The organism is Actinomadura rugatobispora, assembly GCF_042656285.1.
GTDB classification, from domain to species: domain Bacteria; phylum Actinomycetota; class Actinomycetes; order Streptosporangiales; family Streptosporangiaceae; genus Spirillospora; species Spirillospora rugatobispora.
On the sequence record NZ_JBHSON010000092.1, the window covers coordinates 16,858 to 31,401 of the forward strand.

Consider the following 14,544-nt stretch of genomic DNA (forward strand, 5'->3'; position numbering starts at 1 on the left):
GCGGCGCCGGGCGCGCTGTCGCCCTGCGCCGCGGGCCGCTCCTGCGCCGCGGGCTGCTCCGGTGCGGGCCTGTCGTCCCTGGTGGGGGTCTCGCTGGTGGCCATCGTCGTCCTCGCAATCACTCCGGAGGGTGCCGTTCCGTGGGACCCGCCGGGGGATCAACCCTCTAGGGGTACCGTATATGCCCGCGCCGACGTTCCGTCCCCCCTGCGACCGGCCGGTTTCGTCCCCCGGTGACCGTTCTCGGCGGGGTCGCGGGCGGCGGTCAGCCGTGCTCGGCCGCGGCGGACGGCGGGACGTTCCACGCGCTGATCACCGGCCGGTCGTGCTCGGTGCCGAGCGCGGACAGGGTGCCGGTCTCCAGCGCGAACAGCCGCCCGTCGGCGGGCTCCAGTCCGAGCCGGCGCGCGGTCAGGACGCGCAGCACGTGCCCGTGCGCGACCAGCGCCACGTCACCATCGGCCAGCAGCGGCCGGATCCGGGCCAGCACCGCGTCGACCCGCTCGCCCACCTGCTCGACCGTCTCGCCGGGGTGGTCGGCGTCGCCGGGGATCACGCCGTCGGCCCACAGGTACCAGCCGGGGCGGTCCTCGCGGATCCGCGCGCTGGTGATCCCCTCGTAGCCGCCGTAGTCCCACTCCCACAGGTCCGGGTCGGTCGCGTCCACGCTCAGCCCGGCCAGCTCGGCGGTGCGCAGCGCGCGGGAGGCGGGGCTGCACAGCACCCGGGCGAACGGCCGGTCGCGCAGCACCGGCGCCAGCGCCCGGGCCTGCTCCTCGCCGCGCTCGGTCAGCGGGAGGTCGGTGCGTCCGGTGTGCCGCCTGTCGCGGCTCCACTCGGTCTCGCCGTGCCGCAGAACGATCACTTCCCCCATGCGATCCACTCTACGGGTCAGGCGAGGACGGCCTCCGCGGGCACGTGGGGCAGGCCGTGCGCCTCGGCGACGTGGTCGTAGGTGAGCCGGCCGTCGTGCGCGTTCAGGCCGTGGACCAGCGCGGGATCGGCGCGCAGCGCGTCCCGCCAGCCCCGGTCGGCGATCTCCAGCGCGTACGGCAGCGTGACGTTGGTCAGCGCGTGCGTGGAGGTGTTGGGCACCGAGCCGGGCATGTTCGCCACGCAGTAGAAGATCGACTCGTGCACCCTGTAGGTGGGCGCGTCGTGCGTGGTGGGGCGGGAGTCGGCGAAGCAGCCGCCCTGGTCGATCGCGATGTCGACCAGCACCGAGCCCGGCTTCATCGCGGCCACCAGCGTGTTGGGGACCAGCGTGGGCGCCTTGGCGCCGGGGATCAGCACCGCGCCGATCACCAGGTCGGCGGCGCGGACCTCCTCCTCGACCGTGTAGGCGTTGGACACCAGCGTGCGCAGCCGGCCCTGGTAGATCTCGTCGATCCGGCGGAGCCGGTCGACGTTGACGTCCAGGACGGTCACCGCGGCGCCCATCCCGACGGCGATCTGCGCCGCGTTCAGGCCGGAGACGCCGCCGCCGATCACCGTGACGCGGGCCGGGGCCACGCCCGGGACGCCGCCGGGCAGCACCCCGCGGCCGCCGTTGGAGCGCATCAGCGAGTACGCGCCGACCTGCGGCGCCAGCCGCCCGGCCACCTCCGACATGGGGGCCAGCAGCGGGAGGGCGCCGCCGGGCAGCTGCACGGTCTCGTAGGCGACGGCGGTCACGCCGGAGGCCAGCAGCGCCTCGGTGAGCCCGCGGGACGCGGCCAGGTGGAGGTAGGTGAACAGGATCTGGCCGCGCCGCATCCGGTGGTACTCGGCGGCGATCGGCTCCTTGACCTTGAGGATCAGCTCGCCCTCGGCCCAGACCTCGTCCGCGCCCTCCAGGATCTTGGCGCCGGCGGCGGTGTAGTCGTCGTCGGGGATGGCCGAGCCCAGGCCGGCGCCGCGTTCGACGAACACCTCGTGCCCGCGGCGGGCGAGCTCGTGCGCCCCCGCGGGGGTGATCGCCACCCGGTACTCGTGGTTCTTGACCTCGCGCGGTACGCCGACCTTCATCGCTGCCCCTCTGCGCCCTCCGGGGCCGCGGCCGCCGGATCTTTGCCCGCGATCCGGCCTCCGCGCCTCAGGACTTCCCGTCTCCACGCCTCAAGAGTGCGGTCTCTACGCTCAAGGGTGCGGCCTGCGGCACCCGCGCTGCCATCGGCAGCATGTAAAGGAAGGGCGCGGCTTGCTTACAGGCTGTAAGTGGGCGGGGGAGAGGATCAGGGCTTGCGGGCGATGCCGCCGTACATGAGGCGCTGCCCCACCGTCAGCTCGGCCGGGACCTCCCCGTCGGGACGCCACAGCGGCAGCGGCACCACGCCCGGCTCCAGCAGCTCCAGGCCGCCGAAGTAGGCGGTGATCTCCTCGGGGGTGCGGAAGCGGCCGGTGCCCAGCAGCGCCAGGTACTGCTCCTCGGCGGCGCGGGCCTCCTCGCTGGAGGCGCAGAAGTGGGTGACGAACAGGTGGCTGCCCGAGGGCACCGCGTCCAGCAGCGTCTCCACGATCCGCTGCGGCCCCTCCTCGTCGTGCAGGTGGTGCAGGATCCCGACCAGCATCACCGCCACCGGCCGGTCGAAGTCGATCAGCCGCCGCACGTCGGCGTCGGCCAGCACCTTCTCCGGCTCGCGCAGGTCGGCGGTGACGACCGTGGTGCGGTCGTTCTCGGCCAGCAGCGCCCGGCCGTGCGCCAGCACGATCGGGTCGTTGTCGACGTAGGCCACGCGGGCGTCGGCGGCCACCTCCTGGGCGACCTGGTGGGTGTTCCGCACGGTCGGCAGCCCCGACCCCAGGTCGAGGAACTGCCGCAGGCCCACCTCGCCGGCCAGGTACCGCACGCCGCGGCCGAGGATCTCGCGGTTGTAGGCGGCGACGTCGTACAGCTCCGGGATGATCTTCACGATCTGGTCCACGAAGGCGCGGTCGACCTCGAAGTTGTCCTTGCCCTTCAGGACGACGTCGTAGGCCCGGGCGATGCTGGGCTTGGTCACGTCGATCCCGAGCGAGGCCCAGTCGTACTCCTGCTCCGCCATCAGCGGGCCCTCCACCCTCGCGCGACCCCCGTACGGCCGTGTCGGAACGATCGTAAACGCGGGCGGGCCGCCGCGCCGCCCGGTTATGGATCTTTGTCCGAAGTGACGGTGCTCACAGTCGCGCCGCGCCGGGCGTGCGGCCGGGCGGCAGCCACTCGTCGGCGATCGCGACGGTCAGCTGCTCCAGCAGCGGGCCCGCCTGCCGCATGCAGCGCGCCGCGTCCGGCTCGATGTCGGTCAGCGCGTACACCGCCTGGACGCGGGCCTTGCGGGCCTGCTCGCCGGTCAGCCCGCGGCGTCCGACCGCGGCGACCACCGGGACCCCGGCGCGGGCCGCGGCGCGGGCCACCCCGATCGGCGCCCGGCCGCGCAGCGACTGCACGTCCAGGCAGCCCTCCCCGGTCACCACCAGGCGGGCGCCCCTGGCCTTGTCCACGAAGCCGAGCAGGTCGAGCATCAGGCCGATGCCGGGCTCGACGGTCGCGCCCAGGAACGCCAGCGCGGCGAACCCCACCCCGCCCGCGGCCCCGGCGCCCGGCCGGTCGCGCGCGGCGGTGCGGGACGCCGCCTCCGCCAGATCGGCCCAGCGGCGCAGCCCCGCGTCCAGGGCCCGGACCTCCTCGCGGCCCGCGCCGCGGCGCAGCGCCTGGCCGGTGGCCGAGCCGTTGCGGCCCAGCAGCGTGCCCTCCGGCTCCCCGGCGACGATCACCTCCACCCCGGACAGGTCCGGCATCCCGCGCAGGTCCAGGCGGTGCAGCCCGCGCAGCGCCGCCCCGCCCGGCGGCAGGTCCTTGCCGAGCCCGTCCAGCAGCCGCCCGCCCAGGCCCTGCACCAGCCCGGCGCCGCCGTCGGCGCAGGCGGCGCCGCCCACGCCGAGCACGATCCGGCGCGCCCCGAGCCGCAGCGCGTGCGCGAGCATCTGGCCGGTGCCGAGGCTGGTGGCGGTGAGCGGGCTGGGCCTGCCGCCCGGCAGCCGGCGCAGCCCGGACGCCTCGGCCAGCTCCACCACAGCGCTGCGGCCGTCCAGGGCCAGCGACGCGGTGACCGGGCGGCCGGTGGGGCCGCGCACCTCGACCTCGACCCGGCGCCAGCCCGCGGCGATGACCGCCTCGGCGGTGCCGTCGCCGCCGTCGGCGACCGGCAGCTCCACGATCGGCGCCCCCGGCCTGGCGCGGCGCAGCCCGGCGCCCAGATGGCGGGCGACCTCGGGCGCGGTGAGCGATCCCTTGAACTTGTCCGGCGCGAGCAGGACGTGACCGCCCGGGGGGTGGTCGGGGGGAGAGTCCGGGGACGACACAGCCACGCCTTTCAAGCCGGGAGGGAAGGCCCTACCTTCTGCTTACGTCATGAAGGCACTATTTGACACCCAGATCGCGTGCCGCGGCGCTCAAACCCGAGGACCGGCAGGGGGCGCCCGGTCTCGCTGCCCGCTCTGACCGCCCCGCCTAACTGCCGCGGTACGTGGAGTAGCCGTAGGGGCTCAGCAGCAGCGGGACGTGGTGCCGCTCGGCCGTGTCGGCGATGGTGAAGATGATGCTCACCTCGGGATAGAAGGTGGCCGTGTCCAGCCCGGCGAAGTACATCCCGGTGCCGAAACGCAGCCGGTAGGTGCCGTTCCCCGGCGCCGGGGAAGGGGTTCCGCCGCCGGTCCCGTCATCCGCGGCGCCGCCGGACGGGGCGCTCCAGCGGCCGTCTGCGTCGGTCGCGCCCACCGCGAGCGGACGCCAGGTGGTGCCGTCGTAGGCGTCGAGCCGTACCGGCACCTCGGCCGCGGGACGCCCGCGCTGGGTGTCGAGGACATGGGTGGAGACGTGGACGGGCGCGGGCCCGGGCGCCGGTTCGGTCGCAGGGGTGGACGGGGTCATGCGGCTAGTACAGCAGCCCGTGAACTCTCCGCCGACTTCGGGGGAGCGCTGCGTAACGGACCAAGTCCGCTATAGCCTGCCTTGGTGCGAATGCGACAGTCTGTGGGTGCGCTCGGCGACCGTGCGGGTGCGGGAGGCGGCGTCCGCGGCCGGGTGAGGGACCGTTCCAGGAACGGCGGCGAGCCCGGGCACGGCGGCGGCACCGGGCACGGCGGCCCGGGGCACGGCGGTGATCGGGGCGACCGGGGCGACCGGGGCGACGTCGACTCCTACGCGCTGCTGCTCGCCTCGGTGCCCGAGCAGACCCGCTGGTCGTTCCGGACCCGGCTGCTCGGGCCGCTGGAGGAGTACGACAGCGTCCGGCAGGCCGAGCTGCTGCACACCCTGGAGGTCTTCCTGTCCTGCTCGGGGTCCTGGAACCGCACGGCCACCCGGTTGCACGTCCATGTGAACACGCTTCGGTACCGGATCCGGCGAATCGAGGAGCTGACGGGGCGCGATCTGGGCACACTGGAAGATCGGGTCGACTTCTTCCTCGCGCTGCGGGCGACGCGGCGGTGATGGGCCGGAGCGCGGGACCCGGTGGGGAACCCTCGGAGCACAACCTCGTAGGCGGTGGTCACACGATGGATCGGGAGACACTGGGACAGCGCATCAGAGCGCTGCGGATCAGGCAGGGCGTCAGCCAGGCGCAGCTGGCCTTCCCGGAGCTGTCCGACAGCTATATCTCGCTGATCGAGAGCGACAAGCGGGTGCCGGCGCCCAGCGTGATCGAACTGCTCGCCGCCAAGCTGAACTGCTCGCCCACCTACCTGGTGAGCGGGGTCAGCGAGGACGTGGTCGACCAGCTGCGGGTGACCCTGGACTACGCCGAGATCGCGCTGCAGAACGGCGCGGCGGAGGAGGCCAGGGCCCGGTTCGCCGAGGTGCTGGCCAACGCCGACGCGGTGGCGCTGCCCGACATGCTGCACCAGGCGCGCTGGGGCCACGCGATGGCGCTGGAGGCGGCCGGCGAGCTGGAGGACGCGATCTCCGGGCTGCGCGCCCTCACCGCCGAGGCGTCCGCGGAGGCCGACCTGGACCACTGGGCCAGGGTGCACGTCGCGCTGAGCCGCTGCCTGCGCGAGCGCGGCGACATCAGCGCGGGCGTGGAGGTGGCCGAGGAGGCGATGCGGCACCTGATCGCCAGCGGCGCCGACTCCACCGACGCCGCGGTGCACCTGGGCGCGGCGCTGCTGGCCGCCTTCATCGAGCGCGGCGACCTGGTCCGGGCCCGGCAGCTGGCGCTGCAGCTGGTCGAGCGGGCCGAGCGGATCGGCAGCGCGCGGGCGCGGATGGCCGCGTACTGGGAGGCCGCCTACGTCGCCGAGATCCGCGGCGAGTACGAGGACGGCGTCGCGCTGGCCGAGCGCGCGCTCATGCTGGCGGGCAAGGAGGGGCCCGGCGGGGTCACGCCCAGCGACGACCCGCGCGACCTGGCCCGGCTCCGGATCGTCTACGCCGGGCTGCTGCTGCGCGCCCGTCCCGCCGAGGCCGCGCGCGCCCGCGACCTGCTCGGCCAGGTCCGCGCCGAGATCAACGCCAGCTCGGCGGGGGAGATCGACGTGGCCTGGTGCCTGACCGAGCTGGCCCGTGCCGAGACGGCGCTGGGCCGTCCGGGGGAGGCGGTGGCGCTGGCCGAGCAGGCGCTGGAGCTGCTGGGCGACGCGCCGCGCCGGGCGACCGCGTGGGCGCTGACCGTGCTGGGCGAGGCGTGCGCCCGGCTGGGCCGCCGCGAGCGGGCGATCGAGGTGCTCACCCGGGCCGCGACCCACCTGGAGCAGATGGAGTCGTCCCGGGAGGCGGCGCAGACCTGGTTCGACCTGGCCGAGCTGCTCGCCGAGACCGACGCCCCCGAGCGGCCCCGGCTGGACGCCTACCGCCGCGCCCTGACCTGCGCGGGAGTCTGACGGCGGCGCGGCCCGGCGGCGGTGTCCGGCGCCGGGCCGGAGGGGCGCCCGCGGATCGGGAGGAACCCGGCCCGGCATGATCGCGTCGATGGTGTGTCGTCGACGTTCCGTCGCGACGCGACCACCCTCGCCACACCAAGGAGCGCGCCGCCGATGTTCGGAGTGGTACGGCCGTGCAAGCACGTCTTGTGCGGTTCCCTGTTCAAGGACTGGATGGCCCACCTGTGCGGGCTCTGCCTGACGCTGCGCGACCAGCACGGCCAGGCCGCCCGCCTCGTCACCAACTACGACGGGCTGCTGGTCTCGGTGCTGGTCGAGGCGCAGCGCCCGGAGCTGTCGCCGCGCCGCAAGGCCGGGCCGTGCGCGCTGCGCGGGATGAAGGCGGCCGAGGTGGTCGAGACGCGGGCGCAGGGGGCGCGGCTCGCGGCGGCGGTGTCGCTGCTGCTGGCGGCGGGCAAGACCCGTGATCACGTCGCCGACGGGGACGGCCCGTACGGGCGGCGGCTGGTCGCGGCGGCCGCGGGCCGGATGGCCGACCGCTGGGACGCCGCGGGCGCCGGGACGGGCGCGGCGGTCGGGTTCGACCCGTCGGTGCTGCGCGAGGCGGTCGCCCGGCAGCCCGAGCTGGAGGCGCGCTCCGCAGCGGGCGCCGGGCTGGGCCTGGTGGAGCTGACCGAGCCGACCGAGACCGCCGTCGCCGCGGTGTTCGCGCACACCGCGGTGCTGGCGGGCCGGGAGGGCAACGCCGAGACCCTGGCCGAGGCGGGCCGGTTCTTCGGGCGGCTGGCCCACCTGATCGACGCGGTCGAGGACGTCCAGGACGATCTGGAGTCGGGCGCGTTCAACCCGCTCCTGGCCACCGGGACGGGCCCGGACGAGGCGCGCCGCCACTGCGATGACGCGCTGCACGGGCTGCGGCTGGCGCTGGCCGACCTGGAGTTGGAGCAGCCGCGGCTGGTGCGGGCGCTGCTGGAGCGCGAGGTGGGGCGCTCGGTCGAGCGCGTCTTCGCCGCGTACCCGCCGCCTCCTGGCGGTCCGGGCCAGCCGCCGCAGCAGGGGGCGTACGGTCCGCAGCAGCCCTACCCGCCGCAGCAGCCGCACGGCGGTGCTTACCCGCCGCCCCCGCAGCCCGGCCAGCCGGCGCACGGCGGGCACCACGGCGGTGGCGGCGACTGGTCCGGCGGCGGTGGTGGCGGCGGTGGCTGGGGCTTCGGTGGTGGCGGGCACGGCGGCGGGCACGGTGGTCGGCCGCAGCGGCCGGGCCTGCCCATCCCCTGCTTCACCGGCTCCCTGGTCTGCCTCACGTGCGGTGTCTACCAGCCGAAGTGGAGCAAGTACCACGGCAAGAGCTGCGGCAAGCGGTGCTGGTGCACCCGGCACTGCGACGGCTGCGACGGCTGCGACGGTTGCTGCGACTGCTGCTGCTGCCCCTGCGACGGGTGACCCGCTCTTGACCAAGCGCCTGCTTGGTGACACGCTCGCGGGGTGGCGCACGCGACCTTCGCCGAGATGCTGCTGGCCCGGGCCGGCGACGACCGTCCCGGGCTGCTGTTCGAGGACGAGTCCCGCACCTGGGCCGAGGTCGTCCGGGAGGCCCGGCGGCGCGCCGGGCTGCTGGCGGCCCTCGCGCCCGCCCCGCCCGGCCGGCCCTCGCCCGGCCGCCGTCCCGCGCACGTCGGCGTCCTGCTGGAGAACGTCCCCGAGTACGTCTTCTGGATCGGCGCCGCGGCGCTGGCCGGGGCCACCGTCGTCGGGATCAACCCGACGCGGCGCGGGGCGGAGCTGGCCGCCGACATCCGGCACACCGACTGCGACCTGATCGTCACCGATCCCGGCCGCGCCGGGCTCCTGGACGGCCTCGACACCGGCGTGCCGGACGGCCGCGTCCTGCTCACCGGGTCCGCCGCGTACGCCGCCGCCCTGCCCGAGCCCGCCGACCCGGTGCCGGCCGACCCGGCGGACCGGCTGCTCCTGCTGTTCACCTCCGGCTCCACCGGCGCCCCCAAGGCGGTGGCGTGCGGGCAGGGCAGGCTCGCCGCGATCGCCCGGCACGCCGAGCGGATGGGCATCACCCGCGACGCGGTCACCTACGCCGCGATGCCGCTCTTCCACGGCAACGCCGTGATGGCCAACCTGGCGATGGCCGTGCACGCCGGGGCCGCCGTCGCGCTGCGCCGCAGGTTCTCCGCCTCCGGCTTCCTGCCCGACGTGCGCAGGTACGGCGTCACCTACTTCAACTACGTCGGCCGCGCGCTGGCCTACATCCTCGCCACGCCCGAACGCCCCGACGACGCCGACAACACCCTCCAGGCCCTGTTCGGGACGGAGGCGTCCGCGCAGGACCTGGCCGGGTTCGCCGCCCGCTTCGGCTGCCGCGTCATCGAGGGGTACGGGTCCAGCGAGGGCGCGATCTCGCTGCGGAAGACCCCGGACACGCCGCCCGACGCCCTCGGCGTGCCGCAGGAGGGCGTGGAGGTGGCCGTCCTCGACCCGGAGTCCGGTGCCGAGTGCGAGCGGGCCCGCTTCGACGCCGGCGGCGGCCTGCTCAACCCGGGCGCGGCCATCGGCGAGATCGTCGGGCTCAACGCGGCGGGCGCGTTCGAGGGCTACTACAACAACCCCGAGGCCGACGCCGAGCGGGTGCGCGACGGCAAGTTCTGGAGCGGCGACCTGGGCTACCGGGACGCCGAGGGCTACTTCTACTTCGCCGGGCGGAGCTCGGACCGGCTCCGCGTCGACAGCGAGAACTTCGCCGCCGCGCCGGTCGAGCGCATCCTGTCGTGCTGGGACCCGGTGGTGATGTGCGCCGTCTACCCGGTGCCGGACCCGCGCACGGGGGACCAGGTGATGGCCGCGCTGGAACTGCGGGACGGGCGGCCGTTCGACGCCGGGGCGTTCGCCGCCTTCCTCGCGGCCAGGCCCGATCTCGGCACCAAGTGGGCGCCGCGGTTCGTCCGGATCGTCGGGGCGATGCCCCTCACCGCCACCGGCAAGGTCGACAAGCGGCCCCTGCGGAAGGCCCGCTGGGACGTCCCCGGCGGGGGAGAGGACGTGTGGTGGCGGCCGGGGCGGGCCCTGGCCTACGAGCCCCTCACCCCCGAACAGGCCGGAGCCCTGCGCGAGGAGTTCCGGGCCAACGGCCGGGCGCACGTACTGACGACCCTATGACAGGGGCTCAGTAGGGTAGGAAGCGTCTTCCTTTCGCACGAGAGAACCCGGCCTCCCATGACGACCCTCATATCCCTGCCGCGGGCGCGCCGCGCCGTCGCCGCGCTCGTCCTGTCCCTCGGCGCGCTCACGGCCGTCGCGGCGCCCGCCAGTGCCGTCCCGGTCGGCGCCGCCGCCTCGGTCGCCGCCGCCCCGGCGCACGGGGCCGCGCCGGCGGAGGGCGAGAAGAAGGACTCCGGGGCGCCCCCCTGGATCATGATCGGCGTCGGCTCGCTGGTCGGGATCGGCATCGGGATGGTGATCGTGTTCCGTGCGAAGCGCAACCACCCGATGCCCGGCCCCGGCGCGGGCGAGCGGAAGCGGGGACGCGGTGAGTAAAGCGGCCGCAACGGCGTCCGGGACCGCCCGGAGCGGCGGGCCCGACCTGCTGCGCGCCGCCGCGATCGCCGTCGCCGCCTCGGTCGCCGGGCTGGTGGCCGCGCTGGTGCTGGGCGGCGCGGCGGCGGAGAAGGTGATCCCCGGGCTGGGCGACGCCGGCACCGTCACCCGCTGGGGCCTGCCGCTGTCGCGGCTGGCGATGAACCTCACGGCCGCCGTCACCGTCGGCGCGCTGCTGGCCGCCGCGGCCCTGCTGCCCCTGAACGGCGGACGCGGCGGGAACGGCGGGCGCAGGGACGCGCCGCGGCTGACCGACGACGCGACCGGCTACCTGCGCGCCGCGTCCTGGCTGGCCGCCGCCTGGGCCGCCGCCGCCGCGGCGACGCTGGTGTTCACCGTCGCCGACGTGCTCGGCCAGCCGGTCGGGCAGATCCTCACCGGCAGCGAGCTGAGCAGCTACGTCGGCCAGCTCCCGCAGGGCACCGCGCTGATGATCGTGGTCCTGCTGGCCGTGGTGGTGGCGCTGCTCGCCCGCACCACCACCACGCCCGCCGCCGCGTTCGGCCTGCTGGTCATGGCCGGGATCGCGCTGCTGCCGCCGCCGCTGACCGGGCACTCCTCCTCGGCGGCCAACCACTCGGTCGCCACCACCGGGGTGGCGCTGCACGTCCTGGCGGTCGCGCCGTGGGTCGGCGGCCTGGCCGTGGTCGGCGCGCACGCGATGCTCCGCCGCGACCGGCTGGACGTGGTCGCCGACCGGTTCAGCCGGATGGCCCTGTGGTGCTTCGTGGTCGTCGGAGCCAGCGGGCTGGTCAACGTCCTCGCCCGCATGCCCGATCCCGGCGAGCTGGTCGGCACCAACTACGGGCGGCTGGCCATCGGGAAGATGATCGCGTTCGCGCTGCTCGGCTGGTTCGGCTGGTGGCACCGCGGGCGGACGCTGCCCGCCCTCGCCGAGCGCAGGCCCGGCGCGTTCACCCGGCTGGCCACCGTGGAGGTCGCGGTCATGGGCGCCACCGCCGGGCTCGCGGTGGCGCTGGCCCGGACCGCGCCGCCCCCGCCCACCGCCGACGAGTCGGCCGTCAAGGTCCTCATCGGGTACGACATGCCGCCCGCGCTCACCCCGGGCCGGCTGGCGACGCTGTGGCAGTTCGACTTCTTCTTCGCCGCGCTGGCCGCCGTGCTCACCGCGCTCTACCTGGCCGGGGTCGTCCGGCTGCGGCGGCGCGGCGACCGCTGGCCCGCCGGCCGCACCGCCGCCTGGCTGCTCGGCGTGCTCACCATGGTGATCGTCACCCAGACCGGGATCGCCAGGTACGCGCCGATCCTGTTCAGCGTGCACATGGTCCAGCACATGGTGCTCAACATGCTCACGCCGATCCTGCTGGTGCTGGGCGCGCCCGTCACGCTGGCGCTGCGCGCCCTGAAGCCGGCCCGGGCCCGCGGCGACCGCGGCCCGCGCGAATGGCTGGTCGCGGCGCTGCACAGCCCCGCCACGGCGGTCATCGCGCACCCGGCGGTGGCCACGGTGATCTTCGTGGCGGGCACGTTCGCGCTGTACTTCACCCCGCTGTTCGAGTCCGCGATGCGCAACCACCTCGGGCACATCGCGATGAGCGCGCACTTCCTGGCCGCCGGCGCGCTGTTCTTCTGGGTGCTGATCGGGGTCGACCCGGCGCCGCGCAAGCTGCCCTACCCCGGGCGGATCCTGCTGCTGTTCGTCACGATGCCGTTCCACGCCTTCTTCGGCATCGCGCTGATGAACCTGGGCGAGCCGCTGGCCCGCGGCTGGTACACCGCGGTCGACCCGCCGTGGGGCGCCTCGCTGATCAGCGACCAGCACACCGGCGGCGCCATCGCCTGGGGCTTCGGTGAGATCCCCACCTTCATCGTGCTGATCGCGATGGCGTTCCAGTGGTACTTCGACGACCAGCGGCAGGCCCGCCGGCTCGACCGCAAGGCCGACCGCGCCGAGGAGCGCCGCGCCGCCCGCGCCGCCGCCGGCGGGGACGCGGGCGGAGGCCCGGAGCCGATCGACGAGGACGACGAGCTCGCCGCGTACAACGCCCGGCTGGCCAAACTCGCCGAGCGCGACGAACGGTCCCGCAGATCCTGAGCGGCCCGCCCCGGCCGGTCCGCCCGGGCCGGCGCCTCCCCCGTGCGGGGGAGGGGACGGAGTCTCGCGGATGAGGCCGCCGCCTCGGCGGTCTGCCAGGATCGAGGGGTGTTCCGCAGCCCCCTCCGCCCCGCCGCGCTCCTCCGGCCCCTGATCACCCGGACGTACTGGCGGCGCTGGTCCTACCTGGTCACCGGCGGGGCGCTGCTGATGCCGTACTGGTTCCTGGGCATCGGCATCACCCCCGCCCTGCGGCTGGAGGGGGCCGCCGTCAACCTGGTGCTGATCCTGATCGTGCTGCCGCTGATCGGCACGTTCGTCACCGGCCTGGTCCCGGCGGTGCGGCTGCTGGAGGGGGCCGGGACCAAGGAGCTGCTGGGCGGGCCCATCGCCGCGCTGCCGGTCGGTGCCGCCCGCACCTGGGAGAACCGGATCCGCGCCTGCGCCTGGTTCATGCTGCACCTGCACGCCGGGGTGGTGATCAGCGGGCTGAGCCTGGCCGTCCCCCCGTTCGCCGTGGTGCTGGTCCTGGCGCCGATGGTGTCCTGGGAGGACCGGCTCACCGCCCCCTACGGCCTGCCGGCGGGGTGGGACTGGATCATGCCGTTCTGCGGCGTGGCCATGCTCGCCGCCGTGCTGGCGCTGATCGGCGTGACGGGGGCGCTGCTGTCCCGGCTGGCGCCGCGCCTGCTGGGCCCCTCCGCCGCCGAACGGCTGGAGGAGCTGGAGGCCCGCGCGGTGCGGCTGGCCGAGCGCAACCGGCTGGCCCGCGAGCTGCACGACTCGGTCGGCCACGCGCTCAGCGTGGTCACGCTGCAGGCGGGCGCGGCGGGACGCGTCCTGGACAGCGACCCGGAGTTCGCCCGGGAGGCGCTCGGCGCGATCGAGGAGTCGGCCCGCTCGGCGCTGGAGGATCTCGACCACGTGCTCGGGCTGCTGCGCGAGGACGCCTCCTCGCGCACCGCGCCCCAGCCGACCCTGAAGGACCTGGACCGGCTGCTGGAGCAGACCAGGATCGCGGGCGTCGACCTGGACGCGGCGGTGGGCGCCGAGCTGGAGCAGCTGCCCGCCGCGGTCTCGCGGGAGGCGTACCGGATCGTCCAGGAAGGACTGACCAACGCGCTGCGGCACGCCGGGAAGGTGCCGGTCCGGCTCCGGATCGGGGTGCGCGGCGACCGGCTGGAGGTGGAGATGAGCAATCCGCTGGCGGGCGCCCGGCCCGCCGGGCATCACGGCGGCGGGCGCGGGCTCGGCGGCGTGCGCGAGCGCGTCACCGTGCTGGGCGGCGCCATGGACGCCGGGCCCGGCGCCGACGGCGACTGGCGGCTGGAGGTCGCGCTGCCGCTGCGCGCGTTCCACGGTGAGGCGTCATGACGATCGGCGTGCTCCTGGTGGACGACGAGCGGCTGATCCGGGCCGGGCTGAAGGCGATCATCGACGCCGAGCCCGACCTGGAGGTGGTCGGCGAGGCCGGCGACGGCGCCGAGGTGCCCGGGCAGGTGTCCCGGCTGCGGCCCGACGTGATCCTGATGGACGTGCGGATGCCCAGGCTGGACGGCATCCAGGCCACCCGGCACATCCTGGAGACCGTCCCGGAGCCGCCCCGCATCATCGTGGTCACCACGTTCGAGAACGACGAGTACGTCTACGACGCGCTCAAGGCCGGCGCGCACGGCTTCCTGCTCAAGCGGACCAGGCCGGAGGACATCCTGCGGGCCGTCCGGATGGTGGTGGACGGCGACACGCTGCTGTTCCCGGCGGCGATCCGGGCGCTGGCGGCCGAGCACCGCGCCGCCGGCGGGGGCGGCGCGACGGGCGGTGCCCGCTGGCACGGGCGGCTCACCGAGCGGGAGGGCGACGTGCTGCGGCTGATGGCGCGCGGGCACTCCAACGCCGAGATCGCCGCGGAGCTGTTCGTCAGCCCGCAGACGGTGAAGACGCACGTCGGGAACGTGCTGGCCAAGCTGCAGGCGCGGGACCGCACCCAAGCGGTGATCTTCGCCTACGAGACCGGCTACATCGTCCCCTCATGAGGTCCGGGAGCG

General features: G+C 75.4%; 13 protein-coding genes. 8 read left to right on the forward strand and 5 right to left on the reverse strand.

Annotation, left to right across the window (positions count from 1 at the left end; translation table 11 throughout):
• Nucleotides 1–265 precede the first annotated feature (265 nt).
• From ACFPZN_RS44045 to uraH, 5 genes are all read right to left on the reverse strand, one after another.
• The gene (locus tag ACFPZN_RS44045; protein WP_378288796.1) at nt 266–874 is read right to left on the reverse strand and encodes a histidine phosphatase family protein; all 609 of its coding nucleotides are present in this window, start codon (nt 872–874) and stop codon (nt 266–268) included.
• Between the two features lie 17 nt (nt 875–891).
• Entirely contained in the window at nt 892–2,007 is a 1,116-nt protein-coding gene (ald, locus tag ACFPZN_RS44050) for an alanine dehydrogenase (protein WP_378288798.1), read from the reverse strand.
• A gap of 206 nt (nt 2,008–2,213) precedes the next feature.
• Nucleotides 2,214–3,023, reverse strand: coding sequence for an SAM-dependent methyltransferase (locus tag ACFPZN_RS44055; RefSeq protein ID WP_378288800.1), 810 nt, complete (start codon nt 3,021–3,023; stop codon nt 2,214–2,216).
• 112 nt (nt 3,024–3,135) lie between these two features.
• On the reverse strand, nt 3,136–4,326 hold the full coding sequence (locus ACFPZN_RS44060; RefSeq protein ID WP_378288861.1) for a glycerate kinase: 1,191 nt from the start codon (nt 4,324–4,326) through the stop codon (nt 3,136–3,138).
• A gap of 142 nt (nt 4,327–4,468) precedes the next feature.
• A complete protein-coding gene (gene uraH / locus ACFPZN_RS44065) occupies nt 4,469–4,888 on the reverse strand; it encodes a hydroxyisourate hydrolase (RefSeq protein WP_378288802.1) in 420 nt (139 codons plus the stop codon).
• 90 nt (nt 4,889–4,978) lie between these two features.
• On the opposite strand from uraH, the gene ACFPZN_RS44070 reads away from it, so the two are divergent.
• From ACFPZN_RS44070 to ACFPZN_RS44105, 8 genes are all read left to right on the forward strand, one after another.
• Nucleotides 4,979–5,449, forward strand: a complete 471-nt coding sequence (locus ACFPZN_RS44070; RefSeq protein ID WP_378288804.1) for a PucR family transcriptional regulator — start codon at nt 4,979–4,981, stop codon at nt 5,447–5,449.
• A gap of 65 nt (nt 5,450–5,514) precedes the next feature.
• Nucleotides 5,515–6,837: a tetratricopeptide repeat protein gene (locus tag ACFPZN_RS44075; RefSeq protein WP_378288806.1), complete on the forward strand. Its 1,323-nt coding sequence runs from the start codon at nt 5,515–5,517 to the stop codon at nt 6,835–6,837.
• 153 nt (nt 6,838–6,990) lie between these two features.
• A complete protein-coding gene (locus ACFPZN_RS44080; protein ID WP_378288808.1) occupies nt 6,991–8,280 on the forward strand; it encodes a DUF5685 family protein in 1,290 nt (429 codons plus the stop codon).
• Between the two features lie 42 nt (nt 8,281–8,322).
• The gene (locus ACFPZN_RS44085; protein ID WP_378288810.1) at nt 8,323–10,005 is read left to right on the forward strand and encodes an AMP-binding protein; all 1,683 of its coding nucleotides are present in this window, start codon (nt 8,323–8,325) and stop codon (nt 10,003–10,005) included.
• Nucleotides 10,006–10,062: 57 nt separating this feature from the next.
• A complete protein-coding gene (locus ACFPZN_RS44090; protein WP_378288812.1) occupies nt 10,063–10,383 on the forward strand; it encodes a hypothetical protein in 321 nt (106 codons plus the stop codon).
• Nucleotides 10,376–12,499 (forward strand): bifunctional copper resistance protein CopD/cytochrome c oxidase assembly protein, encoded by a 2,124-nt coding sequence (locus ACFPZN_RS44095; RefSeq protein WP_378288814.1) that lies wholly within the window; start codon nt 10,376–10,378, stop codon nt 12,497–12,499. Before ACFPZN_RS44090 ends, ACFPZN_RS44095 begins: the two co-directional genes overlap by 8 nt.
• A gap of 108 nt (nt 12,500–12,607) precedes the next feature.
• Entirely contained in the window at nt 12,608–13,873 is a 1,266-nt protein-coding gene (locus tag ACFPZN_RS44100; RefSeq protein ID WP_378288816.1) for a sensor histidine kinase, read from the forward strand.
• Nucleotides 13,870–14,532 carry a response regulator transcription factor gene (locus ACFPZN_RS44105; protein WP_378288818.1) on the forward strand — a complete coding sequence of 221 codons (663 nt, stop codon included), beginning with the start codon at nt 13,870–13,872 and terminating at the stop codon, nt 14,530–14,532. Before ACFPZN_RS44100 ends, ACFPZN_RS44105 begins: the two co-directional genes overlap by 4 nt.
• The last annotated feature ends 12 nt before the right edge of the window (nt 14,533–14,544 follow it).

Bases quoted from the DNA above. Each gene is read 5' to 3' on its own strand.
- ACFPZN_RS44045 (WP_378288796.1), bottom strand. From the start codon at position 874: ATGGGGGAAGTGATCGTTCTGCGGCACGGCGAGACCGAGTGGAGCCGC.
- ald (WP_378288798.1), bottom strand. From the start codon at position 2,007: ATGAAGGTCGGCGTACCGCGCGAGGTCAAGAACCACGAGTACCGGGTG.
- ACFPZN_RS44055 (WP_378288800.1), bottom strand. From the start codon at position 3,023: ATGGCGGAGCAGGAGTACGACTGGGCCTCGCTCGGGATCGACGTGACC.
- uraH (WP_378288802.1), bottom strand. From the start codon at position 4,888: ATGACCCCGTCCACCCCTGCGACCGAACCGGCGCCCGGGCCCGCGCCC.
- ACFPZN_RS44070 (WP_378288804.1), top strand. From the start codon at position 4,979: ATGCGACAGTCTGTGGGTGCGCTCGGCGACCGTGCGGGTGCGGGAGGC.
- ACFPZN_RS44075 (WP_378288806.1), top strand. From the start codon at position 5,515: ATGGATCGGGAGACACTGGGACAGCGCATCAGAGCGCTGCGGATCAGG.
- ACFPZN_RS44080 (WP_378288808.1), top strand. From the start codon at position 6,991: ATGTTCGGAGTGGTACGGCCGTGCAAGCACGTCTTGTGCGGTTCCCTG.
- ACFPZN_RS44090 (WP_378288812.1), top strand. From the start codon at position 10,063: ATGACGACCCTCATATCCCTGCCGCGGGCGCGCCGCGCCGTCGCCGCG.
- ACFPZN_RS44105 (WP_378288818.1), top strand. From the start codon at position 13,870: ATGACGATCGGCGTGCTCCTGGTGGACGACGAGCGGCTGATCCGGGCC.